We start from the raw sequence: 24,613 nt of genomic DNA, 5'->3' as shown, positions 1-24,613 counted from the left end.
AAAGGAGAATATCAAGAGTTATTTAAACCAACCCTTTCTTTTAAACCAAAGATACATTAATACTCCAATAACCCCCATGAATCCAAGAGAAAGAAAATATCCATATTTCCAAGTTAATTCAGGCATATTTTCAAAATTCATTCCATATATCCCCGCAATAAACGTCAAAGGGGCAAAAATAGAGGTAATGATTGTAAGAACTTTCATTACATTATTTGTTTGATGTGAATTCAGTGAAAGGTAGCTATCTCTTATATCAGCTGTTACCTCTCTATTGGACATAACCATTTCCGATAGTTTCAAAAGGTGGTCATATATATCAGAGAAATATTCCCTTTTTTCTCTAATCCCACTCAAATGATGAGAGTTTAACATACGATAAAGTAAGTCTCGCATAGGATTAACCGTATGTCTTAGATTTAATAGCATAGATCTTGTATCGAATAACTCATTCATCAAATCAGTCATCGATTTCTTTGTTGTGTTATGTTCAATTTTATTTAATTCATCTTCAATTTTATAGATTAGGGGAAAGTAGTTGTCTACAATTTTGTCCAGAATTTGATAAAACACATAAAAGGTATCCCACTTTTCAGTATTTTTTTGTACTGAAAGCCTGTCCCATACTTGGGTAACCTCCTTTGATGGCATACGATGAAAGGTAACAATAAACTTTTCACCGACGAAGAAATCCAATTCTTCTTTATAAATTTCTTTTTCTACTTCTCGAATAATATGTGTAACATAAAAAGTGTAGTCATCGTAGTAGTCCAATTTAGGACGTTGAAGCCTCTGAACACAATCTTCAATAGCAAGTGGATGGAATTGAAAAGTGTACGCTAAATGTTTTATCTCTTCATCGGTAGGTTCGTTAAAATCTACCCAGAACCATTTATACTTTGATAAATCTGCATGATACAAATTAATATTTGTTTCTAAATTATTCTCATTAGTAATAGCAATAAAATTTATCATAGATAATTCTCCCTATAACCCACAATATTCCCGCAGCTTTAAATATCTTTTTCTGTTTAGAACAAGCTAAGATTTAAGGTGACTGGAAATCTCATATTACCTTAAGTAGTTTGCTCCAAATATTGGATATTATTCCTTTCCTTAAAATGAGCATAATAATGCTAATTTTTCCTTATTGAAAAATTAGAGAGATTAAAGAAGGCTTATAATTGATTACATAGTTGTTGAAAAACATGATTTTGGGGGGGAGTGGTTCAAAATAATAGGAATATTTTATATAAAACAAAATGTAGAGAAGTAGGGCTCATGATTATGAAAGGGATTCGGGGCAGAGTAAAAGAGAATCACTCGATAGGCATTAAAGACAGGGGGAAGCTCTTCATACATTTGAAAACGGTATGTAATAAGAAGAAACTTAGTGAAATGAAAAAAGGGGTGTGACTAAACGGTCAACATCCCTTTTCTCTTTCGCACATGGCAAACCTAATGTCGGATATGAGACTTACATATACAAGGAGATGAGAGGAAGAGTTTTATGTCACGTTCTTCTTCCCAACATAGCTTATTATGTATGAATTTTCTGGTTATATTCACCTAAAATTTACCTAGTATGTATCAAGGAAAGAATGGAATCTTAAGAGTATACAAGAGTGAGGAGGTGACAGATATGGCAAATCGTAATAGTGGTCGTAACCAATTAGTAGTACAAGGTGCGGAATCTGCAATTGAACAAATGAAATATGAGATCGCTTCTGAGTTTGGTGTTCAATTAGGAGCTGACCAAACAGCTCGCGCTAACGGTTCTGTAGGAGGAGAAATTACGAAACGTCTTGTTGCTACAGCTCAATCTCAATTATCAGGTCAAGCTGGAACAACTAACGTACGTCATTAATCTTTCAAAATTTAATAGCTATTATAGCTTGGGCTACCTATTTATGGAGGTAGCCTTCAATTATATGAAGTTTTCTAAATCGTATACACAAAACTAATTTGCATAATACGGATTATAAGAAATAAATCTTTAAAGTAGTAGCGGACTTGAGCCTTGTTTTTCTGATAGGGGATCAATATAAACAAAGAAAATATATACTGAGAGAGAAACAAAACTCCAAGGGCTCCATTTTAATTTTTAAATTAAATTGAAAAACTATGAAAAAAAGAGAAAAGAGAAGTAATATTAAGAAAATTTGATATTTTATATATTTTTAGAGGCATTGTTTCCGTTTTCATGTATAATGTTTCCGTTTTCAGCGACTTTGCCTAAATAAGACCAACATGACATAATGAGAACAACAAATCATAAGGGAGGAAAATAAAATGAAAAAAATAGTTGAATTAGTTTCTAACGTAAGAGAAGTATATGGTAAATCAATGGATAATTACGGAAATGCAATTTTAAAAACAAAAGTAAAGTAAGGAGGATTTTAATTGAAAATCTATATTGAATGTCAAACTGATCCACAAACCGATTCCCAAAGATAAAAATGAGAATCGGTTTTTTTTATGAAAAAATTCCTCAATTCCTGCTTACCTATTTGGTTATCTCTCCTAAATTAACTTCATCATAAAAAGTATCTACTTTTCCCTTAACATAATTTGTTCTATAAGAAATAAAAATCTAGAGGATTCAAAATATACAAGCAATATTTATAGACAAGATAAGAAGTAGTACTGAAGTATATATTATATTTTGTTAGGATCTAGATTTTCTATTAAGCCATTCCCATCTCGTTTTCTCTTAATTAGATATAGAATAATTGATCTTCATACATGTAATATCTAATCTCCATGTATAAGAAGTTTGAAGTGGATTCATTTTTTAGTCAGCTTCCAAATATACTATAATGAACATAAAAGTTAACTAATAATATTTTTATGTTAACATAAGAGTGATAGATTCTGTTGAAGTGGGGTGAAGTATGTATAAACTGCGAGGCCATCATCTTTTTTGTCTTCTTGGCTATCGGGGAATGGGTTATTCTCCAGAATATGTAGAAAATATGACAAAGTTGCATCAAAGCTTAAGAGATCAACCTCAGACAAGGATTAAGCTTGTAATGGGTCCTGATCACTTGTGTGAGAAATATCCTAACTCAGGTGAATATCATTGTCAAAATGAAACCATCTACAAAAGAGATGCTGAAGTTTTAAAGAAGATGAAGCTTGAAATCGGACGAATTTTGAAATGGGAGGATATTGAATCCCGTATTCGAAAGCATGTCAATCCCTTCGATATTCAAGACATCTGTAAAAACTGCTCTTGGCGTTCTTATGGGGTTTGTGAACAAGGCATTCAAGAAATGCTTGAAGGGAAGGGCTTAAGGGAAGTTAAATAAGCCCTTCTTTTATAGAGGATTTTTTGTTTTTGGGGGAGAAACATTTATTAAAAGCTTGCAATAGCATTTTATATGGGGAAAAACAAATCATTAAGTACATTTCTTATCATCTTTTTTTCTAATTCAAAAAGAGCTACCGTAGTAGCCCTGAATAATAAAGTCAACTGATATTTATAGCTTGTCCCCATTAGTTGTAATAACATCTTTATACCAGAAAAAGGACTTTTTCTTTTTCCGTTCTAACGTCCCGCTGCCGTCGTCATGTTTATCAACATAAATAAAACCATAGCGTTTCGAGAACTCACCTGTGGACATACTGACCATATCAATACAGCCCCAGCTCGTATAACCCATTAATTCAACTCCATCTTCGATAGCTTCTCCCATTGCTTTTATATGCTCACGAAGATAGTCAATTCGATAATGATCATTTATCGTGCCGTCTTCTTCTATATTGTCATAGGCTCCTAACCCATTTTCTACAACAAATAGGGGCTTTTTATAGCGATCATATAATTTGTTTAAGCTAATGCGTAATCCTTCTGGGTCAATTTCCCATCCCCAGTCACTTGCTTTTAAGAACGGATTTCTTATGCCGCCAATAATATTCCCTTGTGAAGCTTCCTCATCTGTTTTCATTTTCTTCTCAGTACGTGACATATAGTAGCTGAAGCCAATATAATCAACAGTGCCTTCCTTTATTATATCCAAATCACCATCGTGCAGTTCCAATTCAATATTATGTTCCTTAAAGTATCTCTTCATGAAAGGTGGATACTCTCCCCGTACTTGAACATCTGCACAATAGTAATTGAAAAGCTGTTCCTCTTGAAGGGCATACATCACATTTTCTGGATTACAATCAAAGGCATATACAGGTGCAAAGAGAATCATACAGCCTATTTTTGAGTTAGGAATAATCTCATGACACGCTTTGACCGCAATAGCGCTTGCAACAAATTGATGATGATATGCTTGGAAGGTAGGCTGGTATTTGTCCTCTTCTTTTTCAATTGAAAAGCCAAGACCTTGAATCGGCATAACCAAGCCACTATTGATTTCATTAAACGTCATCCAATACTTTACTTTATTTTTATAACGATTGAAAATTACTTTTACATATCTTTCAAAGAACGTTACTACTTGACGGTTTCTCCACCCTCCATATTCTTTTACTAAATGAAGTGGCATTTCATAATGAGAAATCGTTACGACTGGTTCAATCCCATGTTTATGTAACTCGTCGAAAATACGATCATAAAAAGCTAATCCTTCTTCATTAGCCTCTAGTTCATCACCATGCGAAAAAATTCGTGTCCAGGCAATCGACATACGGAATGACTTGAAACCCATTTCCGCGAACAACCCAATATCCTCTTTATACCGATGATAAAAATCAATCGCTTCATGATTTGGATAGTAATATTGATCACGATGGATTTCAAAATCGAAACCTGGATTCATTAATATTTTATAGCGTTCTTTTCCACCTGGAAGAACATCGGCAATATTGAGTCCTTTATTTCCTTCATTATACCCGCCTTCTATTTGATTAGCTGCAGTTGCTCCACCCCATAAAAATCCTTCAGGGAACCGATATTTTTTCATGTTAATTACCTCCACAAGTATATTCCATCCTTATTATTTGGTTTTTGTGTAAATTTATTAAATTCATTACTCTAAAAATCAAGATGAAGACTATAAAAAATTAGATTCTAAAGTTAACTCTATTTCTATTGGAAGAAAAAAAGAGAAAAAATATAGGGAATCCTTCTTTTCCTATAAATAAAATATTCATAAAATTTATAAAAAAACTTATATACTTAGTAGACAAGTTGAAATAAGGAGTGTATACTATGGTCATGGAACAACTTAGTAGACAAGTATATAAGTCTACAAATCATTCGCTTTTTATAAGTCTTAATTGAGGTGACAGAAATGAAAAACATAAGTATTGAGGAATTAAAAGAAAAAGCAATTGAAATGAGACAAACTGCTTTAACAATGATTCACAAAGCACAATCTGGTCATCCAGGAGGTTCACTCTCTGCAGCTGATATTATGACAGCGCTATATTTTAAAGAGATGAACATTGACCCTGAAAATCCTAACTATGAAGATCGAGATAGATTTGTTCTTTCAAAAGGTCATGTTTGTCCAATCCAATATTCTGCATTAGCTCTATTAGGATATGTCCCATATGAAACGATTTATACACTAAGAGAATATGGTTCTCCTTTCCAAGGACATCCAGATATGAAAAAGTGTCCGGGAATTGACATTTCAACAGGTTCTCTAGGACAAGGGTTATCATGTGGTGTAGGTATGGCAATCGCAGGTAAAAGAGATGAGAAGGATTACCGTGTGTTCTCATTAGTAGGGGATGGAGAATGTCAAGAAGGACAAATTTGGGAAGCTGCTCAGACTGCAGTAAAGTATCAATTGGATAATTTAGTTGTTTTTGTAGACAATAACCGTCTTCAAATTGATGGCTTCTGTGACGAAATTATGCCACTTCAAGACGTAGAGAAGAAATTTGGAGCCTTTGGTTTTGAAACCAAGAGAATTAATGGACATTCAATGGAGGACATTGTTGAAACATTAGATGAAATTAGAGAATTAAAAAATGGAAAGCCGAAATGTATTGTACTTGATACTGTGAAAGGAAAAGGCGTTTCTTATATGGAGGATATCGCTGAATGGCATGGGGTTGCTCCTAACGATGAGGAGTATCAACAAGCTATGGAAGAACTTGCAGGAGGTTTAAAATAATGAGTATCATGGAAAAAACTCTAACAACAAAAAAAGCTACAAGAGAAGCCTTTGGTGATGAAATCGTAAGATTAGGTAAAGAAAACAAGGACATTTATGTAATTGATGTTGATATTGCAAAATCATGTAAAACAAGCACTTTTATAAAGGAATTACCCCATCAACATATTAATGTTGGAATTGCCGAGCAAAATGCTGCAGGTTTAGCTGCAGGGCTTGCAACCACTGGTAAGATTCCTTTTGTAAGCACTTACGCTGTATTTGGTTCATTAAGAATGGCTGAACAAATTAGACAAGAAGTTTGTTATCCAAACTTGAACGTTAAGATTGCTTGTTCCCATGGAGGATTAACTCCTGCTAATGATGGAGGAAGTCACCAAGCCATTGAAGATATGGGCGTTTTAAGAAGTTTCCCAAATATGACAGTTATTATGGGAGCTGACTATCAATCTACTAGAAAATTAGTAGAGCAGGCTGCAAAGATAAACGGACCTGTATATTTACGATTCACACGGGATAAAGTTCCAATGCTTTACGATGAAACGGAAGAGTTTACAATTGGTAAAGCAAAACAATTAAAGGATGGAAAAGATATAGCCATTATTGCAAATGGGGATACTGTGCATCTTGCTTTAGAAGCAACAAAGGAATTAGAAAAACAAGGTGTTTCTGTAAAACTACTAGATATGCATACAATTAAGCCAATTGATAGAGAGGCTGTAGTAGAATGTTTAGAGTTAGGACGAATTATTACAGTGGAAGACCACAACATTTTAAATGGACTTGGAAGCGCTGTATCTGAGGTAGTTGCTGAGGAAGGCAAAGGTAAGGTAAAGAGAATTGGCGTTCAAGATCAGTTCGGTCAATCTGCTCCATATGAAAAACTGTTGGAACTTAACGGAATTACTGTTGAAAATATTGTTCGTACTGCAAATGAAATGCTTTAAAAAACGAAAATAATCTTAGAAATTTTAACCTGAGGAGCGAATAAAGATATGTTTGAATTAAAAGATAGAGTAGCAATCGTTACAGGAAGTGGATCAAAAAAAGGGATTGGACGTACAATTGCCTTAACACTAGCAAAACAAGGAGCATCTGTTGTAGTAGCTGATTTAAACGCCGATGGAATTCAAGATACTGTTCAAACAATTCAAAATGAGGGTGGAAAAGCATTAGGCGTAGAACTAAATGTAACAAGCAAAGAATCAGTTGACACTATGGTTGAAACCGTTTTAAATGAATATGGACGTATTGATATCCTTGTTAATAATGCAGGGATTTCACAAAAAGTGACAGTTGAAGATATGACAGTTGAAGATATGGCTAAAGTCTTTAACGTAAATATGTTTGGATTATTCTTATGTACTCAAGCCGTATTAGAACCAATGAAAAAACAAAAATTCGGTAGGGTTGTAAGCCTTTCCTCTGTATCTGCAAAAAGAGGAGGCGGAGTCTTTGGTGGAGCACACTATTCTGCATCTAAGGCTGCTGTTTTAGGATTCTCTAAGAACCTCGCTCGTGAAGTTGCAAGAGAAGGGATTACAGTGAATTGCGTGGCTCCAGGACTTGTAAATACTGAGATTTGGAAGTCGCTTCCTAAAGAAGATGCTGATAATGTTATTGCTGGAATACCAATGGGTAGACCAGGGGAAACGGAAGAAATTGCATCAACTATTGCTTTCCTAGCTTCAGAAGAAGCTTCTTATATTACGGGTGAAGAAATTGATATCAACGGTGGATCACATATGGATTAATACCTAGGATAGATGGATTGAGTCTGACTCAAAACCAAAGGGTCGGACTCATCTTATTTGTGTAAATAAAATATCCTGTGCATTGTTTTATAGAATTAAAATTATTATGTTGGAGGACTACTATGCCATTATTGTTTACAGCTATTGGGGTAATATTACTACTTATTTTGATAATGGTGTTGAGATTAAACACATTTGTTTCATTAATTATTGTATCGTTTGTTGTAGCTTTAATGTTAGGAATACCAGTAGAAGAAATCGCAACTTCTATTGAAAGCGGTTTAGGAGGTACACTTGGCCATATAGGTCTTATTTTTGGACTTGGTGCCATGCTTGGAAGATTAATTGCGGATGCAGGTGGATCCCACCGCATAGCCATGACGTTACTTAACAAATTTGGTGAAAAAAAAATACAGTGGGCAGTCGTATTTGCTTCATTTATTATCGGCATCACATTATTTTATGAAGTTGCTTTTGTCCTCTTAATTCCTATCGTATTTACCATTGCAAAAGAATTGAACATATCAATTATCAAATTAGGACTTCCTATGAGTGCAACTTTATTAGTAACGCATTCTTTTCTTCCCCCACACCCAGGCGCAACAGCAGTTGCTTCTGAATATGGAGCAGATATTGGGAAGGTTCTAATTGTAGGTATTATTATTGCCATTCCAACGGTTATTATAGCTGGTATATGGTATCCAAGAGTTATCGAAAAATTATCTCCAGGTATGTTCCATACAAACCGAGAAGTTGTATCAATAGGTGCACAAAAAACGTTTGCATTGGATAAAACCCCGGGGTTTGGAATCAGTATATTTACAGCAATTTTTCCTGTGATTTTAATCACATTAGGTTCTGTTGTTGAAATGATTCAAGAAACCGTAGGATTTGCAGATAATGGTTTAATCATTTTTATTCGTTTTATTGGAAGCGCTTCAGTCTCTATTTTGATTTCACTATTATTAGCTGTCTATACTATGGGTATCGCAAGAAAGATTCCGATAAGATCTATGATGAATTCTTGTTCTGCATCTATAAATGCATTAGGTATGTTACTTCTTATTATTGGTGGGGGTGGAGCGTTTAAAGAAATTCTTATTGATGGAGGGGTAGGAACCTATATCGCTAAGCTATTTGAGGGCTCTTCGATTTCCCCCATCTTACTTGCCTGGACCGTGGCAGCGCTATTACGTATTGCTTTAGGGTCTGGTACTGTTGCAACCTTATCAACAGCAGGGTTAATTATTCCAATTCTTAGTCAAACACCTGATGTCAACTTAGTTCTAGTGACACTTGCAACTGGAGCTGGTAGTTGTATGGCATCACATGTAAATGACGCTGCATTTTGGATAGTTAAAGAGTATATGGGAATGAGCATGAAAGAAACATTTGCAACCTACAGTGTTATTTCAAGTATCATATCTGTAGTTGGATTAGGGTTCATTATGTTACTAGACTTATTTTTCTAAATATAAAAGAGTGAATAAAATTCAATAGGTTTCTTTTCTTTTAATACAAGGAGTATTGTTATTGACCCATCCCTCTGTCATTCAATAATAAATACTCCAAGAGGTGGTGTGTATACTTACTCCTTTGTGTTAAAAATGGAGAGAAATCAACTTGAATGCAGAAAATTATTATAACCCTAGTTTACAATTACTAAAAAATTGTATAATATACATATAGTTAACTAAGTAGACAAGAAGACAACTTTAATGAGATTGTTGATTGATGATTTAATGTATTTTCTTCCCTCTTAAAGCAAGAGAGTGCGATATGGTGATTACTTTTAGAGTGTAATGAATAAAAAATAATGGAGAGAAGTGGTTAATATTAGATTTAATCGAGTTTCTAGTAATAAATTATATATCCAAATTTATCAACAAGTTCTTTCAGAGATCCAATCAGGGGCATTTAAAGTAGGAGATAAGCTTCCTGCTGAAAGAGAACTATGTGAGCAATTTGGGGTTAGTCGTGCTCCAGTTAGGCAGGCTTTAAGTGCCTTAGAATTAAACGGCTATATTTATTCACGTCAAGGGGAAGGTGTTTATGTAAAAAGCCATCAATCAGCTTCCGAGGACCAACATTCAGCTATTATATTAGAAGCTGTATCGCCAGAAGATATTGTCGAGGCAAGAATGAATATTGAGCCTCTTATTGTAAAGTTTGCAGCATTAAGAGCTACTGATGACGATATTAAAGCACTGCAAGAGACTATAAATAAGATGGAAGAAGAAACAAAATCTGGAGTATACGTACCTGAAACAGATGAAAAATTACACAATCAAATTGCCATCGCTTCTCATAATGATTTATTTATCAAATTTATGTCAGCTATTAGCACAGCAATGAAGCAGCAAGAGATGTGGCACTTCATTCGAGATCGAACTGTTACTCGACCAGACTATAGAGATGTGAATTTCAAAGAACATCAATTATTAATTAAAGCTATAGCGGATCATAATGAAAAAGAGGCAATAGAGCTGATGACTAACCATATGGAAAATTTGTACGAGCGATATTGGAAAGCTTAACATTCTAAGATTCTTCTGATTATTTTATGAACCTTTAACATGTGTCTAGTTATTTTAGTATACATTAACGACCTTAGAGTTGAGATACTTTACTAATTCCAATGCGGAGACCTTGTTCTGATCAAAGCATTGTTATAAAGTTTAAAGGCTGGCGATGCTTATCGGCAGTCCTATTATCGTGTGATTTTTATGATTTATAGCAAAAGTCATAGGAAGGTCAAAATAACAGAGACTTCATACTCTAAACAGTAGAGGAGTCTAGCTCATGATTGATAGTTGAGTTCAGAGTTTTTTATTTAGAATGAAGGAGTGATACGTGCATCCATGCACATGACTTCTTGAGGAGAGGTTGCCCATTAGGCAACCTCTTTTTACATATTTGGAGGGAAGTATGACTTCCTATGTGAGAGGAAAGAAACTTTTCATTTTACTTTTTATTGCGCTGCTTTTACAGCTTCAATCGCTGCTTCATAGTTAGGGTGATTTGTTGCTTCATTTACATATTCAACATATGTGACTTTATTATTAGAATCAATTACAAATACAGCACGTGCTAATAAACGTAATTCTTTAATATGGACGCCATACGCTTCACCGAATGAAAGGGTACGATGGTCGGAAAATGTATGTACATTTTCAAGTCCATTTGAAGCGCACCATCTTTCCTGGGCAAACGGTAGATCAACGCTAATTGTTAAAACTTCCGCATTGCTTATAGTTGAAGCCTCTTCGTTAAAACGGCGTGTCTGAGCGTCACAAACTCCTGTGTCGATAGAAGGCACTACTGAAATTAAGCGAACTTTACCTTTGGAATCTTCAAGTGTTACTGGAGTTAATTCATTATTGAGAACAGTGAAATCAGGTGCTGTATCCCCAACTTTTACCTCGTTCCCTAATAACGTAACAGGTTTGTTTAAGAATGTAATCGATGCCATTTCAAATTCCTCCTTAGGATTTATGTAGATTATAAATATAGTAATCTAACAAATTTAATGATGAACAATAAAGATAATAAATTTAAATAGAATCAATTATATTTATTGACATCTACACATATTATAAGTAATCTATGTATATAAGTCAACTTAGTAGACAAGTATACAAATTGATAATTAAGTGTATTTTCTACCCAAAAGTTGCAATCGCTATCATCAAATAGAAGTAAATAAACTTAGTATGAATTAGCACCTAACAGACAAAGGTCTCAATTATTAGAAACGTGAAAGTGAGGGAACAGCCATGAATAAACTTGGTATCTTAACAAGTGGAGGAGATGCTCCAGGAATGAATGCTGCTATACGAGCTGTTGTTATAGCTGCACAACATAAGAATATAGAGACAATGGGAATAAAAGGTGGGTACCAGGGCCTGATTGATAGAAATATTGATAGATTAACTCCTTTTGATGTTGATGGGATTGCAGATAAGGGGGGGACTATATTAAAAACGTCTAGATGCCTAGAGTTTATGGAGGAAGAAGGAAGAAAAAAGGCTGTAAGAGTACTAGAGGAATTTGGCATAACCTTTTTAGTTGTTATAGGTGGTGACGGTTCCTTTAAAGGAGCAGAAAAATTACATCGTCTAGGTATTAATGTGATAAGTATACCTGGAACGATCGATAACGACTTTGCTTATACAGATTACTCAATAGGATTCGATACAGCTTTAAATACCATATTGGATTCTATTAGTAAAATTAAAGATACGGATTTTTCACATGATAAAACAACAATTATCGAAGTTATGGGAAGATATTGTGGGGATTTAGCTACTTATTCAGCGCTGGCTGGGGAAGGGGAAATTATCTCTATCCCAGAAAGAAAATTAGATTTTGCTACGATTTGTTCACAAGTACATTCAAAGATGGGCAGTGGCAAACAGGACAACTTAATTATTATTACGGAAAAGATGTATGATATCGAAGAACTAAAAAAGTATATAGAGGAAAGGCTACAGATTAGTGTAAGAACTTCTGTATTAGGTTTTATACAAAGGGGAGGAAGTCCATCAGCTTTTGATAGGATATTAGCAAGTAGGATGGGCGTTAAAGCGGTAGAACTGTTAACTGAGGGATATTCCGGCCTTGCGGTTGGTATTAAAGAAAATAAAATAATAAGCATAGAGCTTGAAAATGTAAACAATATACTGTTTAATCATCATGAAAAATTTGGATTGTTAGATACATTTAGCACCTTTAACAAAGGGGACCAAGTTTTAAGATAACTCAATAACTAACTAAAGTTCATTATGAATCTTAGTTCCCACTTATAATCTTACTCATAAAGTTTCTAATAAAACTAAAAAAGCCACACCATGTCGAGAAAAGAGTTTTAGTTAATTTAATAATATTTGTACAAATATATAATAAACATAGCATCCGTTTACCATAACATAGCAGGCAAGTATACATGTTGTTTAATATATATAAAGGAGAATGAGAAATGGGTACACTAATTTGTCAAGAATGTAATTCAATAGTTGATCATTTTGAAGACAAAAAAGTAAGCGTTTTTTTTACTACGTGTCAGTGCTGTAAAAAAAAGAGTGCTAGTACTTTAGAAAAGTAATGTTAAATGAACTTTTATAACAGTTATATAAGAATAGGAGTGGAAGAAAATGAAGGTAGCTATTGCATCAGATCATGGTGGTATTACGATTCGGAACGAAATTATCTCGTTAATGAAAGAGATGAATATTGAATATGAGGATTTAGGCTGTGAATGTAACACGTCAGTTGATTATCCAGATTATGCAATTCCAGTAGCAGAAAAAGTGACTAGAGGAGAAGTAGATCGTGGAATTTTAATTTGCGGTACTGGCATTGGTATGAGTATTGCAGCAAATAAAGTAATGGGGATTCGGTGTGCCCTTGTACATGATCTATTTAGTGCTAAAGCGACAAGAGAACACAATGATTCAAATATATTATCAATGGGAGAACGTGTTATCGGTCCAGGACTTGCACGTGAAATTGCAAAAGTATGGCTAACAACACCTTTTGAAGGTGGTAGACATGAGAAACGTATTAATAAAGTAAAGATATATGAAGAAAAAGAATTGTACGCATGATTGTTTCATAAATAAAAAGCGACAAACAAATACTTTTGAAACCAGAAATAAATCTAAATTTTTCTGGTTTTTTTATATGTTATTTGAAGACAAAGTAGTATTAATAACTGGAGGAGCTGGTGGCATTGGTATTGCTGCTGCGAAAGCATTTGCAAAAGAAGGAGCAAAATTAGCTTTAGTAGACCTGGAGCGGGAGCCACTAGAAAAGGCAGCTGAGTCTGTGGATGCAAGAGACATTTTATTACTTACAGCTAACGTCTCAATTGAAGATGAAGTGAAGGAATATGTTCAAAAGACGAAAGATTATTATGGGGAAATTGATGTTTTTGTCAATAATGCTGGTATTAATGGAGAATTTAAAGATATAACAGAGCAAACAGAAGAAAACTTCCAAAATGTATTTGGAGTTAATGTAATGGGTGTATTCTTTGGTTTAAAATATGTCCTTCAATTGATGAAAGAACAAAAGAGTGGTGCAGTTGTTAATACAGCTTCTAACGGGGGGTACTAGGGGCTCCAGGAATGAGCGCATATGTGGCATCTAAACATGCTGTCATTGGATTAAATAAAACAGCTGCACTTGAAATGGCGGAATATGGAGTTCGGGTGAACGCTGTGGCTCCATCAGGGGTAAATACAGAAATGATGAGAAGTATAGAGAAGAATGCTATGGGCGAAAAGGCAGAAGAAGCAAGAAAAGCATTTGAAGCATCAGTCCCTATGAATCGATACGCAACTGCAGAAGAAATTGCAGATTTAATGGTATTTTTATCTTCAGAAAAAGCATCATTTACGAGTGGATCTTATTATAGAATAGATGGCGGACAAGGAGCCACATCTGTTTAATCTATCTCCTATTATATAGATTCTTTTTTATTTCAATCTTGTATTGTTTCGAGAAACGGGCAAGAAAATCAAACGATATCATCATAAGAATGAATTATTTTTAAACTCTTTTAAATTGAAAAATATACCTTACACGATAGAGTTCTTCAGCATTTGAAGGTTCAAGAGGAAGGGCATCAAAATGAACAGAATAGGATCCTTTTGGTATGTCAAAAAATAGTCCCTTTTGGCCGACGCTTGAAATCATAATTCCATCTTCTAGCACTTCAAAAGGGAGTGAAAAGGAACGGACCGATTTTTTGGTTGTTTTATATTCATTGATAACTCTAACACTCACTTCACACGTTGTATTAGACAATGTTTCAATGGAAAGTATCCCATTTTGGCTGATATATCCCCGTTTAAGATCTACTTCTTTCCATTCCAGATAAGGTTTTTTTATTCCATTATGACATAGCACGAGCTGTGAATAAGAAACCGTTAATTCCTCTATAGGCCATGAATTCCTCAACGTATAATACTCCCTCTCAATATAGTAAAATCTTAGTTTAAAATAAATTTAACACGAGTCCCATCTGGGAAATCTTCAATGGCATTGCCGACCCATGCTCCTGAACCACGATTATCAGAGGAGGGCACATATCTTACACTTGCACCAGCACCCCCTTCTTCACATACGGCCATTGGCCATTCATCACGATCATAACCTGATTTTGTTGGGATTCCTGCTAAAGATTCTTTTCGATTAGCATCTGCACCATCACGATCGATTGTACAAACTGAAGGGTGACCAGCAGCTATAGCATCACTGATATGATCGGCAGTTAACGGATAGCGTTCAGTGGGAAAGTTTAACACTTCATCATACGAACTGTAGGCTACAGCCTTAGGTTCATTCTCTGAAAATGAGATTCCAAAAGATCCAACAACAAGAGATCCAAGAGCTAAAGTACTTAATGCCACTTTTTTTAAGGTGCTTTTCATAAAATAACCCTCCATTTGATTGTTTTAGTAATATTATCAATTATTAATATAATGGAAGGATATTAAATTCCAATTACAAGGTTGTAAAAAATGAATTTTATTAAAATCCCTAATACTCATCAATGAGCTTAGTCACATTATCCCTAAAAATGAATGGAAGAAAAAATAAAACCAGTTATTTATCTGATTTTCACATTATTGGGAGGTATTCTATTTATAGTTTTGAATAATATTAAAGAGGTATTCTAAAAAATGGAGGGATAAACATGATGAGAAAAATGGTGAAAACAGGAACCGCTACAGCATTAGCTTTATCTCTATTGGTAGTACCGTCACTCTATGATTCTGTTAAAGCTGTTGGTAACAGGACCGATGTAAATCAACACCCTGAACTTTTAAAAATTGAGAGTTTAACAAACTACGACGAAATGTTTAGATTTCTCGAGAACGTTGATCGAAAATCAGAACACGTTAATGTAGAAGAGATTGGCGAATCTGTAAAGGGACGTAAACTTCATCTTGTGAAAATAGGGGATAATCTAGATGACCCAAATAAACCAACAATATTATTTTTAACCCAACAGCATGGTAATGAACCATTAGTAACGGAATCTGCGATTAGATTGATTCGTCAGTTATCAACCGATAGCAAGAAAGTGAGAAGCTTAATTGATAAGGTAAATATTCTCGTTGTACCACGCTTGAATCTTGATGGTGCAGAAGGGGATGTGGATTGGGATAGTTCTCATTTGTATAGAGGGGGGCTACAGACTCGTAATAATGCTAATGGCATTAATTTAAACCGGACCCATAATTCATTATCCCAACCAGAAACAAAGGCACTACACGAAAATGTACTTCAACAGTATGACATTGATTATGCCATTGATTTTCATCATCAAATTGCGAATCGGGCTACTGATGATGGAGAGCTTGTTTCCGGTGCAATACTTTATCCGACAAATGACGGCGTAAACGATGAAGTTCTCGAAAGTTCAAAAAAACTAGGATCTGTTGTGTATAAAGCAATAGAGCCAAAGAAATACAGTAATTTAGCACGTTATCATAGTGATAGTACGTCGACCTCCATTGCCAGAAATAACTTTGCGGCGCGTTATGACATTCCAACCCTTCTTTTTGAAAATAGAGGACTTTCTGATTCGCCAAATAGATCTGCTATTTTAGAACAAAAAGATAAGGAATATTTAATTAAACAAGGGGAAGTAGCGATGATGGCTGCCATTGAAGCGGTAGCTGACCGTTCTATTGAAACGGCTGATACAAGTATCTGGGACTCCCTGCCGGAACAACATACTGTAGAGATGGAGCTTCAAGAAAGTGAATAATTGCATCCCATTTTCTTCCCAGCGATAAGTGAATAACCAAAGAATCCCCACTGATGTGTGGAATATATTATTGGCAATGAAAGAGGTTGGTCGTCTTTTAGGCACCTAACCTTTTTCATTTTTTAAGATGGAATTAACTCCAAAGATCTTCACATTCTGAACAAATATGCTTCTGTGTCTATTAGTATCCCTAAAATATTATTCTTTAATTACCCCTAGTTTTTAAAATGAAGTTTGATTAAAAACGTTTAACATCATCACTTCGCTTTTTCTATTTCTTTAGCTATACTTTTATGGACGGATTATGAATTTGTAGAAAAATAAAAAGAACTTTAAAAAGAACTTTAAAAAGAACTTTAAAAAGAACTTTTCTTATTACTTATCGTTAATTGAACAACTTCCTCTATCATCCTTTTCTGTATAAAAGAGAGAAAATCGAACATTCTAATTACTATTAATAGAGGTAGGTGTATAAAATGGATACGATGAGAATTATTCAATATGTATGCAGCATTTCAGGTGTTATTCTTTTAGGCTTCACCTATTATCACATTCTAAAAAAAGAAAGTAAGACAAAAAATAAAAATAAGACATAATCGTAAAAGAAAGCCATGATGAGAATCATGGCTTTTTTGAATTTAATCTGTATGAAGAGGAAGTGTAATTGTAAACGATGTTCCTTCATTAGAGGAAGCTTGTAAAAATAAGTCTCCATTCATAGCTCGTGCTAACATTTGACTAAAGGGAAGGCCAAGCCCTAATCCACGGACTTCGTATTTTTTCTTTTCTCCTCTAAAAAATCGATCAAATATAAAAGGTTGTTCTTCTTCAGAAATAGGAGGTCCGTTATTTGTAACTGTAATAAGTAGTTGTGTTAAGCTTTCTGAACACTCTATTGTAATATGACCGCTTTCCTTCATCGCATGTTTAGCATTGTTTAAAAGATTGGTCATAATTTGTTGAAAGCGCATTGGATCTACATCAACAAGTATAGATTTGTTGGTTGCATTGATATCATATGAAAGAGCTTCATTTCCTTGCGCAAGATGCCATTGATACGTGATTTCTTTAACTAAATCAAGCGCATCGTGAGTTTCAATGTTAATAGGAATAGCCTGAGCTGTAAAAGCATTAAAGTCTAACAAATCTCCAATCATGTTTTGAAGTTTGCTTGTTTCCTTTACAGAAATGTCTAGAAACTCTTTTGCTTCTTCTCCTGTTACAACATCGTCTTTCACAGCTTGAAGAAGACCACTTATTGAAGTGACGGGTGTTTTTAATTCATGAGTTACACCTGCAAGAAGTTCAGCACGTAAAGACTCAAGACGTTCAAGCTTTTGGGCCATTTCTTTAAAAGAGTGAATAAGCTCATACATTTCCTGCTGTGGTACGTTCTCAGATAAATTTACGTCATAAAGTCCTGCTTCAATACGTTTGGCTGCCTTCGACACATCTTGAATAGGGGAGGTTAACTTTCGTGATAAAAAGTAAATAGCCCCCCAGCCTAGAAGTCCAAGGCTAATAATCATAATAAGTAAAAGACTATATTCTTGGTGAACTTCGGTTAATTCTTTTTCAGGCTGAACAACTAGAACCCATCCTTTTTCTCCATTTTCCATTTCAATAGCTGATTTTACAACATAGATATCGTATGGAGGAGAATCAAGACGAAATTTTTTAACCGTATCTTTACTGCTAAAAAAAGACGATGACACAAAGCTGTTTATAACTCCAGGTGAACGAACATTTGAGAAAATGACTTGTCCATTTTCATTGACAATGTAAAGAGAAGGTTCTTTTTTGGAATTCAGAATTTTGCTGCGATCCTCCAAAATATTAGGAAAGATTTTCAGAGGGCCATCGATATCATTTGCAACGCTATTTTCCATTCGATCGGCAATTTCTTCTGCCATATATTTGTTTAGATTTAAATTATTTTCAAGTGTTGAATGACGAATCCACAGAACGCTCATAATCAAGATAATAGCAAGACCAATAACGAGTGTTAAAGCATAACGAGTTGTCCAATAGCGAAGAAGCGATGAGCGTTTAGCTTGTTGTGTATACACAAAATTGATACCCCAATCCTCGTAGTGTCTTAATTTCTCCTTCATCAGTGTTCCAGTTTTCTAATGCTCGACGAAGACGCTTAACAGATAAATCAACGGCTCTGTCACTTCCTTCGTAATCTATCCCCCATACTTGATCAATAAGCTGATCTCTTGTAAATGTTTGGTTCGGATGTTGAGCAAGGAAAAAAAGTAAAGATAAATCTCTTCTCGTTAGTTCGACAGAGACCCCATTTAACGTTACTGTATGTGATTTAAAGTCTAGTTTTAAATTACCAAAATACTGGCTGTCTTCGCTATTAAGCGTACCAACAGAGCGACGTAAAACAGCTTGAGCTCTCGCAACCACTTCATCAGCTACAAAAGGTTTTGAAATGTAATCGTCTGCACCTCCATTAAGACCTGATAGACGATATTGCACATCGCTTAGCGCTGTTAACATAATGACAGGTGTAGCGCTTTTGGCACGTATTTCTTTTAAAATGTGCCATCCGTCATAATCAGGGAGCATCACGTCTAATAAAACGAGCTGAAAAGTTTGCTCGTCAAATTTATCAAAAGCTTCTTGCCCTGTGAAGGCTTGTTCAATACTGTAGCCGGCTTTCTTTAAATAAACGGAAAGAATTCGGCTTATCGTTTGTTCATCTTCTACAATTAAAATTTTTTGCATGGTTCTCACTTCCTTGAAAGTCTACTTCTATTATAGCGAATAAGTAAAGCTTGAGAATAGCTTTACTTATTCATGATATGGAAAAAAGACTCTCGCACAACTTCTAGGAAATAAATCAAGCTCTTTTATTTTATGTGGATACTTTCTTACAATTTCTTTTAAAAGTTCACGTTCGTTTTTATTTTCAACATTTATGTCAAGGAGAGTAGCTGCGCGCTTTATTTTTTGACAGCGAATTTCTTCCTCAAGAGTTTCTAATGGTTTTTCTTCTACTGAAATACGAAGCTCACTCGCTTCTTGTAGGATCATTTGTTGGCGTACTAATTTTGAAAGAGTTAGAAAATCTAGATTTTCAGGCGAGATTCCTACTTTTTGTGCTTCAGTTTCTAAATGAAGAGCATAAAGACGATGAGAAATTTCATGTTTGCTTTTTCCGCTTGTTTCAATACCGGCATTTTGTGCCTTTTGATATAGATGTTTGTGACGAATTTGATTGCGAAGCTGGGTGAATGTTTGCTTTTCTGTTGATATACCGAGTTTCTTAGCCTGTCTTATTAGTCTCTTAACTCGTGCATGTTGTAAAAGAGCTTGATCTTTTTTAGCTCTGTTTCTTTTCCATCTTTCTAAAAAGGCTTGTATATGAGAATGGACAGGATCCTGAATTAGCGTTTCTTGATCATAACGATGTTTGTTTGAATGGTTTTCAAGTGATTCGTTCCATACGGATGTCATGTTATTTCCTCCTTATTTCTCGTAAGCGTTTCTTTTACTTTATCTTAGAAATATGTCAAGAAGATGTCCTAAGCTAAAAAGTCATATTCTCTCAGTTTGAAAAAGTGCATAATAGGCTATGGTAACAGTACGAAGTGGCGTTTATAGAGAGGAAGAAAAATATGAAAAAAATTCGACAGTTTTTATTTTTTCTAGGCATGATCGTTTCTTTTATAGTTGTGGTGGTAACAAACTATTCGTTAAATACAAAAATTGTATTTGGTCTAATCTACATAGTTATTGTGCTTTCCATTTGTGGTGGGATTATGCTTGAAAATCGTTCTCCTTACAAAACGCTCCTTTGGATGTATGCTATTATCTTTTTCCCTCTTGTGGGATATGTTTTTTTTATTTATTCTGGACAGCTTGAAGTCAAAGGGCATTTGTTTAAAAGAAAGCGAGAAAAACATATTGAAATGATGAAGAAAATGATTCACTGCAGACCGTCTGAGCTATCACAAGGATTCAATGAAAAAGAAAAATCGTTTGCAGATTTAGTGGAAACGCTAAGTCAACACCCTCTAAGCTGCTATTCTCAAACAGAAGTGTTGAAAAATGGAGATGAGACTTTTCCAGCTATTCGAGAAGAGCTAAGGAAAGCTCGGGAGTATATTCACCTTGGATACTATACGTTGAGAGATGACAAAGTTGGGATGAGTATTATTGACATTCTTTGCGAAAAAGCTAAAAACGGATGTGAAGTCCTTGTTTATCATGATTTTATCGGCAGTTCTCTTTCAAGAAGGACGATTAAAAAAATGAGAGAATGTGGTGTGCGTGTACATGGCTTCTTGCCGCTTCGTCGAAGTTTTTTTAACCAAAAGCTCAATTTTCGAAATCATCGTAAAATCATTGTAATTGACGGGAAAGTAGGGTTTGTAGGCGGAATGAATATTGGGGATGAGTATATAGGAGAAGGGAAGAGATTTTCATTTTGGCGTGATACCCATCTGAAAGTAAAAGGAGAGGTTGTGCAAACTCTTCAAGCTGCTTTTTTATCAGATTGGTTTTATATAACAGGGGAAGAGCTTCCGTTTTCTAAGTATAAAGCAAAAGAATTACAAAACGGGGATGGTGGCATACAAGTTGTAACAAGCGGTCCTGATTCAAGTCAAAGTGTAATGAGTGATTTGTATCATGCAATGGTAACATCAGCAAAGGAATCTATTATTATCGCAACTCCATATTTTGTCCCAAACAAGGATATTCGTACGGCACTGAAAATTGCGGCTGCTCGTGGAGTAGATATTAAAATTATGGTACCGCGTAAAAATGATGGTTTTTTAACTCAGTATGGAACAAACTCTTATTTTGGAGAGATGTTAAACGAAAATATAAATATATATCAATATGAAAAAGGATTTATGCATCATAAAATTCTTATTGTTGATGACAAAATTGCCTCTGTTGGCACAGCAAATGTAGATATTAGAAGTCTTCAGCTTAATTTTGAAATCAACGTATTTTTACTTCATAGCAAAACAATTCAACAGCTTATTCACAATTTTTATGAAGATATAAAGGATAGCCATAAAGTAGAAAAACAAGCGTATAGACATCGCTCTTTGTTAGAAAGATTGAAGGAATCATTTGCGCGTTTGTTTTCTCCGGTATTATAAAAAAAGAAAGAGGAGCTCCTCTTTCTTTTTTATATTCTTTGTCTTTTTTTCTTGATAGCGTAATATATCGGAAGCCCAATAATAGTGACACCAATAGAAAGCAGACATGATAAAGGTTTTGTCATAAGAGTACTGATTAATACAAAAAGCGAACCTATAATCGCAATGATTGGTAATATAGGATAAAGAGGTACGCTATATTCCCGTTTCCTCTTATTCTTCTTACGCAGTATAAAAACAGCGAAGAAAGCGAGCATATAAAACATATAAATAGTAAAAACAGCAAGATCTGATAACTTATCTGGATTGCTAGCAAACATGACGATAGAAGCTAAAATCATCTGCAGTAGAACGGAAATCCAAGGAGTTTGAAAGGAAGGATGAATTTTAGCTATACTTTTGGAAAATGGAAGCTGTCCACGTTCTGCCATTGCAAATGTTACACGCGGGAAGGTTAAAATTTTTCCATTCAAACACCCAAAAATCGAAACGATAATGCCGATACTAATGATTTTTCCTCCGATATCTCCAAAAAGCATCGTAGCTGCCGTGCCTGTTGCATTTTCACCAAGCTTTACAATCTCTGTAGCTGGTAACACATGAAGAAGTGCAATATTCACAAAAAGGTAACATGCGGTCACAATAAGAAGGCCAGCTGTCATTGCTCGCGGCAGAAGTTTTGCGGGGTTTTTCATTTCTCCTCCCATTGAAGCAAGGAGAATCCACCCATCATAAGCAAAAAGCGTAGCTAAAATAGCAGCTCCTAAGTTCATATCCGTAAGCGCGCTGTCAACAGTTGAACCAATATTTTCGTTGCCTTTCCATAATCCAAAAACAATAATAAATACGATAGGAACTAATTTTCCGACTGTTGTGAGCGTTTGAACAAAGCCTCCATATTTTGTACCAACAATATTTACAATACATAAAAAAACAACTGTTATAACTCCAACAACACTTTCTAATGCTGAATTCCATGAAAAAAGATTTGTAAGCAAGGAACCAAAATACAATCCAAGCGCACCGATCACAGCAGGACCGTAAACAATGGTTTGAACCCATCCACATAAAAAGCCCCAAAGTTCACCGTATACTTCTTCGATATATGTATATAAACCACCTGTCTTTGGAATTTGCGAGCCAATTTCAGCAACTGTTAAGCCACCAGCAAGTGTTAAAATTCCGCCAAGAAACCAAGCGAGTAGAGCCATGTTTGCACTGCCTGAGTATGTTAAAACAGTGCCAGGCTTCATAAATACACCAGAGCCAATAATCGTACCAACAACAATAGATAATGCGAAAAATAAACCAACTTCTTTTTTTAATTCTTGATTTTGTGAATTCATAGATGCACTCCTAAGGAAGAGAACGCTTTTTGAAAGAAAAAGCGTTCTCCAGTTTAAAAATTATGATTTGACATTTAAATTGCTATGTTTTTTCCCATATAAGAAGTAAACAACAGCTCCAGCAGCAATCCAAATGATAAATGAAATCCACGTAATTCCCGGTAAGCTTAGTGATAAATAAATACAAAATAGGGCGCTTAATAGAGGAACAACTGGAACGAATGGAACGCGAAAAGTAGACTTAACATCTGGAAATTTCTTGCGCAAAATGATAATAGCAATGGAAACAAGCGTAAATGCAGCAAGAGTTCCCATATTAACAAGATGGGCAAGCGTTGTTAAATCAAGAAAACCAGCAATTCCTGCGCCAATAAATCCTGTAATCCACGTATTTAAAAATGGCGTTTGACGTTTTTTATTTAAACGCGATAAAGGCTTCGGCAGAAGACCATCACGACTCATTACAAATGACAAACGAACTTGTGCATAAATAAGAGCTAAAATAACGGTAACCATTCCAATAACAGCGCCAACGGAAATAAAACCGGCAATTTTGTCTTGTCCAACAAAGGAAAGAGCAAATGAGACAGGAGCATCTACATTGAGCTTTGTGTATGGAACAATTCCTGTTAAGACGGCAGATACAGCAATATATAACACTGTACAGACAACAAGAGATCCAATAATTCCAATTGGCATATCACGCTGTGGACGCTTTACTTCTTCAGATGCTGTGGCAATTGCATCAAATCCAAGATAAGCAAAAAAGACGGTTGCAGCACTTGTGATGACTCCGCTCATTCCAAAAGGCATAAAGGGAGACCAGTTTTCAGGTTTAACATACCCAATCCCAGTCACAATAAAAGCTAAAATTACAACGATTTTTAAAATTACCATTACGTTGTTAAATCGAACGCTTTCCTTTACTCCATAGCTAACAAGAGCTGTAATTAGAAGAATAATGATTACAGCAGGTAAGTTTACAATTCCACCTTGTCCACTTAAAGGAGCAGATCCAAGAGCTGTCGGGAAATGAACCCCAAAACCTGTTAGGAAAGATTGAAAATAAGAGGACCATCCTGTAGAAACAGCCGCCATTGCAAGTACATACTCGAGCATCAAATCCCATCCAATTAAGAAAGCGAAAAATTCCCCAAGTGTAGCATATGTATAGGTATATACGCTACCTGAGACAGGAACGGAAGAAGAAAACTCTGCGTAGCAGAAGGCAGCAAGAGCACAAGCGATTCCAGCAATAACAAAAGATAAAATAAGAGCAGGACCAGCGCTTGTTGCTGCAACAACACCTGTAATAACAAAGATGCCTGTTCCAATTACACAGCCAACACCAAGGAAGATAAGATCTAACACGCTAAGTGTTCTTTTTAAATCTTTTTGTGTGCTTTGTGCTAAAAGAGCTTCTATCGTTTTCTTCCGAAAGATACTATTCATAAATAAAAATCACCCTTTCTTCGATATGAAATTGTCTTTTTGAAACATGAATTGCTTTATGTAGTAT

Annotated in this window: 22 protein-coding genes and 1 pseudogene; 13 read left to right on the top strand and 10 right to left on the bottom strand. The window is 35.0% G+C overall.

Annotated features, from left to right (window positions below; all coding sequences use genetic code 11):
• Positions 1–18: 18 nt before the first annotated feature.
• The gene (corA, locus tag ACK3CR_RS17210; RefSeq protein ID WP_328124630.1) at positions 19–975 is read right to left on the bottom strand and encodes a magnesium/cobalt transporter CorA; all 957 of its coding nucleotides are present in this window, start codon (positions 973–975) and stop codon (positions 19–21) included.
• 667 nt (positions 976–1,642) lie between these two features.
• Here corA and ACK3CR_RS17205 point away from each other — a divergent pair.
• Complete coding sequence (locus ACK3CR_RS17205; RefSeq protein WP_019392631.1) at positions 1,643–1,867, top strand: alpha/beta-type small acid-soluble spore protein; 225 nt, start codon at positions 1,643–1,645, stop codon at positions 1,865–1,867.
• A 1,027-nt stretch (positions 1,868–2,894) separates the two neighbouring features.
• The gene (locus ACK3CR_RS17200; RefSeq protein ID WP_243519420.1) at positions 2,895–3,311 is read left to right on the top strand and encodes a DUF1284 domain-containing protein; all 417 of its coding nucleotides are present in this window, start codon (positions 2,895–2,897) and stop codon (positions 3,309–3,311) included.
• A 171-nt stretch (positions 3,312–3,482) separates the two neighbouring features.
• Here the strand turns inward: ACK3CR_RS17200 and ACK3CR_RS17195 are convergent, their stop codons facing one another.
• A complete protein-coding gene (locus ACK3CR_RS17195; RefSeq protein WP_488975826.1) occupies positions 3,483–4,919 on the bottom strand; it encodes a glycoside hydrolase family 1 protein in 1,437 nt (478 codons plus the stop codon).
• Between the two features lie 330 nt (positions 4,920–5,249).
• Here ACK3CR_RS17195 and ACK3CR_RS17190 point away from each other — a divergent pair, with 330 nt between their 5' ends.
• From ACK3CR_RS17190 to ACK3CR_RS17170, 5 genes are all read left to right on the top strand, one after another.
• Positions 5,250–6,083, top strand: a complete 834-nt coding sequence (locus ACK3CR_RS17190; RefSeq protein ID WP_488975825.1) for a transketolase — start codon at positions 5,250–5,252, stop codon at positions 6,081–6,083.
• Positions 6,083–7,030, top strand: coding sequence for a transketolase family protein (locus tag ACK3CR_RS17185; protein WP_243519426.1), 948 nt, complete (start codon positions 6,083–6,085; stop codon positions 7,028–7,030). The genes ACK3CR_RS17190 and ACK3CR_RS17185 overlap by 1 nt, the downstream gene beginning before the upstream one ends.
• A gap of 48 nt (positions 7,031–7,078) precedes the next feature.
• The gene (locus tag ACK3CR_RS17180) at positions 7,079–7,837 is read left to right on the top strand and encodes an SDR family NAD(P)-dependent oxidoreductase (protein ID WP_243519428.1); all 759 of its coding nucleotides are present in this window, start codon (positions 7,079–7,081) and stop codon (positions 7,835–7,837) included.
• 122 nt (positions 7,838–7,959) lie between these two features.
• Positions 7,960–9,309, top strand: a complete 1,350-nt coding sequence (locus ACK3CR_RS17175) for a gluconate:H+ symporter (protein WP_243519430.1) — start codon at positions 7,960–7,962, stop codon at positions 9,307–9,309.
• Between the two features lie 354 nt (positions 9,310–9,663).
• A complete protein-coding gene (locus tag ACK3CR_RS17170; RefSeq protein WP_243519432.1) occupies positions 9,664–10,374 on the top strand; it encodes a FadR/GntR family transcriptional regulator in 711 nt (236 codons plus the stop codon).
• A 434-nt stretch (positions 10,375–10,808) separates the two neighbouring features.
• Here the strand turns inward: ACK3CR_RS17170 and tpx are convergent, their stop codons facing one another.
• Positions 10,809–11,309: a thiol peroxidase gene (gene tpx, locus ACK3CR_RS17165; protein ID WP_243519435.1), complete on the bottom strand. Its 501-nt coding sequence runs from the start codon at positions 11,307–11,309 to the stop codon at positions 10,809–10,811.
• 304 nt (positions 11,310–11,613) lie between these two features.
• Here tpx and pfkA point away from each other — a divergent pair, with 304 nt between their 5' ends.
• The 4 genes and pseudogenes from pfkA (at position 11,614) to ACK3CR_RS17145 (ending at position 14,289) form a co-directional block, all read left to right on the top strand.
• The gene (gene pfkA / locus ACK3CR_RS17160; protein WP_488975824.1) at positions 11,614–12,597 is read left to right on the top strand and encodes a 6-phosphofructokinase; all 984 of its coding nucleotides are present in this window, start codon (positions 11,614–11,616) and stop codon (positions 12,595–12,597) included.
• A gap of 218 nt (positions 12,598–12,815) precedes the next feature.
• A complete protein-coding gene (locus tag ACK3CR_RS17155; RefSeq protein WP_243519441.1) occupies positions 12,816–12,941 on the top strand; it encodes a GapA-binding peptide SR1P in 126 nt (41 codons plus the stop codon).
• A gap of 49 nt (positions 12,942–12,990) precedes the next feature.
• Positions 12,991–13,443, top strand: coding sequence for a ribose 5-phosphate isomerase B (gene rpiB, locus ACK3CR_RS17150; protein ID WP_243519444.1), 453 nt, complete (start codon positions 12,991–12,993; stop codon positions 13,441–13,443).
• Between the two features lie 76 nt (positions 13,444–13,519).
• Positions 13,520–14,289: pseudogene (locus ACK3CR_RS17145) on the top strand (SDR family NAD(P)-dependent oxidoreductase).
• A gap of 100 nt (positions 14,290–14,389) precedes the next feature.
• On the opposite strand, the gene comJ reads toward ACK3CR_RS17145, so the two are convergent.
• Both comJ and ACK3CR_RS17135 read right to left on the bottom strand, forming a co-directional pair.
• On the bottom strand, positions 14,390–14,800 hold the full coding sequence (gene comJ, locus ACK3CR_RS17140) for a competence protein ComJ (protein WP_410915367.1): 411 nt from the start codon (positions 14,798–14,800) through the stop codon (positions 14,390–14,392).
• Between the two features lie 32 nt (positions 14,801–14,832).
• On the bottom strand, positions 14,833–15,273 hold the full coding sequence (locus ACK3CR_RS17135; protein ID WP_243519450.1) for a NucA/NucB deoxyribonuclease domain-containing protein: 441 nt from the start codon (positions 15,271–15,273) through the stop codon (positions 14,833–14,835).
• Positions 15,274–15,593: 320 nt separating this feature from the next.
• On the opposite strand from ACK3CR_RS17135, the gene ACK3CR_RS17130 reads away from it, so the two are divergent.
• Positions 15,594–16,619, top strand: coding sequence for a M14 family zinc carboxypeptidase (locus ACK3CR_RS17130; protein ID WP_488975823.1), 1,026 nt, complete (start codon positions 15,594–15,596; stop codon positions 16,617–16,619).
• A 638-nt stretch (positions 16,620–17,257) separates the two neighbouring features.
• Here ACK3CR_RS17130 and ACK3CR_RS17125 read toward each other — a convergent pair.
• The 3 genes from ACK3CR_RS17125 to ACK3CR_RS17115 form a co-directional block, all read right to left on the bottom strand.
• Complete coding sequence (locus ACK3CR_RS17125; RefSeq protein WP_243519456.1) at positions 17,258–18,688, bottom strand: HAMP domain-containing sensor histidine kinase; 1,431 nt, start codon at positions 18,686–18,688, stop codon at positions 17,258–17,260.
• Positions 18,669–19,358 (bottom strand): response regulator transcription factor, encoded by a 690-nt coding sequence (locus ACK3CR_RS17120; protein WP_243519459.1) that lies wholly within the window; start codon positions 19,356–19,358, stop codon positions 18,669–18,671. Before ACK3CR_RS17120 ends, ACK3CR_RS17125 begins: the two co-directional genes overlap by 20 nt.
• 66 nt (positions 19,359–19,424) lie before the next feature.
• Positions 19,425–20,090 carry a hypothetical protein gene (locus tag ACK3CR_RS17115; protein ID WP_410915227.1) on the bottom strand — a complete coding sequence of 222 codons (666 nt, stop codon included), beginning with the start codon at positions 20,088–20,090 and terminating at the stop codon, positions 19,425–19,427.
• A gap of 161 nt (positions 20,091–20,251) precedes the next feature.
• On the opposite strand from ACK3CR_RS17115, the gene cls reads away from it, so the two are divergent.
• Positions 20,252–21,748, top strand: a complete 1,497-nt coding sequence (gene cls / locus ACK3CR_RS17110; RefSeq protein WP_243519465.1) for a cardiolipin synthase — start codon at positions 20,252–20,254, stop codon at positions 21,746–21,748.
• A 29-nt stretch (positions 21,749–21,777) separates the two neighbouring features.
• On the opposite strand, the gene ACK3CR_RS17105 is transcribed toward cls, so the two are convergent.
• Together ACK3CR_RS17105 and bcaP are read right to left on the bottom strand one after the other, a co-directional pair.
• The gene (locus ACK3CR_RS17105; protein ID WP_328124613.1) at positions 21,778–23,094 is read right to left on the bottom strand and encodes an APC family permease; all 1,317 of its coding nucleotides are present in this window, start codon (positions 23,092–23,094) and stop codon (positions 21,778–21,780) included.
• Between the two features lie 60 nt (positions 23,095–23,154).
• Positions 23,155–24,546, bottom strand: a complete 1,392-nt coding sequence (gene bcaP, locus ACK3CR_RS17100) for a branched-chain amino acid transporter BcaP (protein ID WP_328124611.1) — start codon at positions 24,544–24,546, stop codon at positions 23,155–23,157.
• Between the last annotated feature and the right edge of the window lie 67 nt (positions 24,547–24,613).

It is taken from the genome of Priestia sp. TRM10, from assembly GCF_057808375.1.
This window is presented reverse-complemented; position numbering and strand designations above follow the sequence as displayed.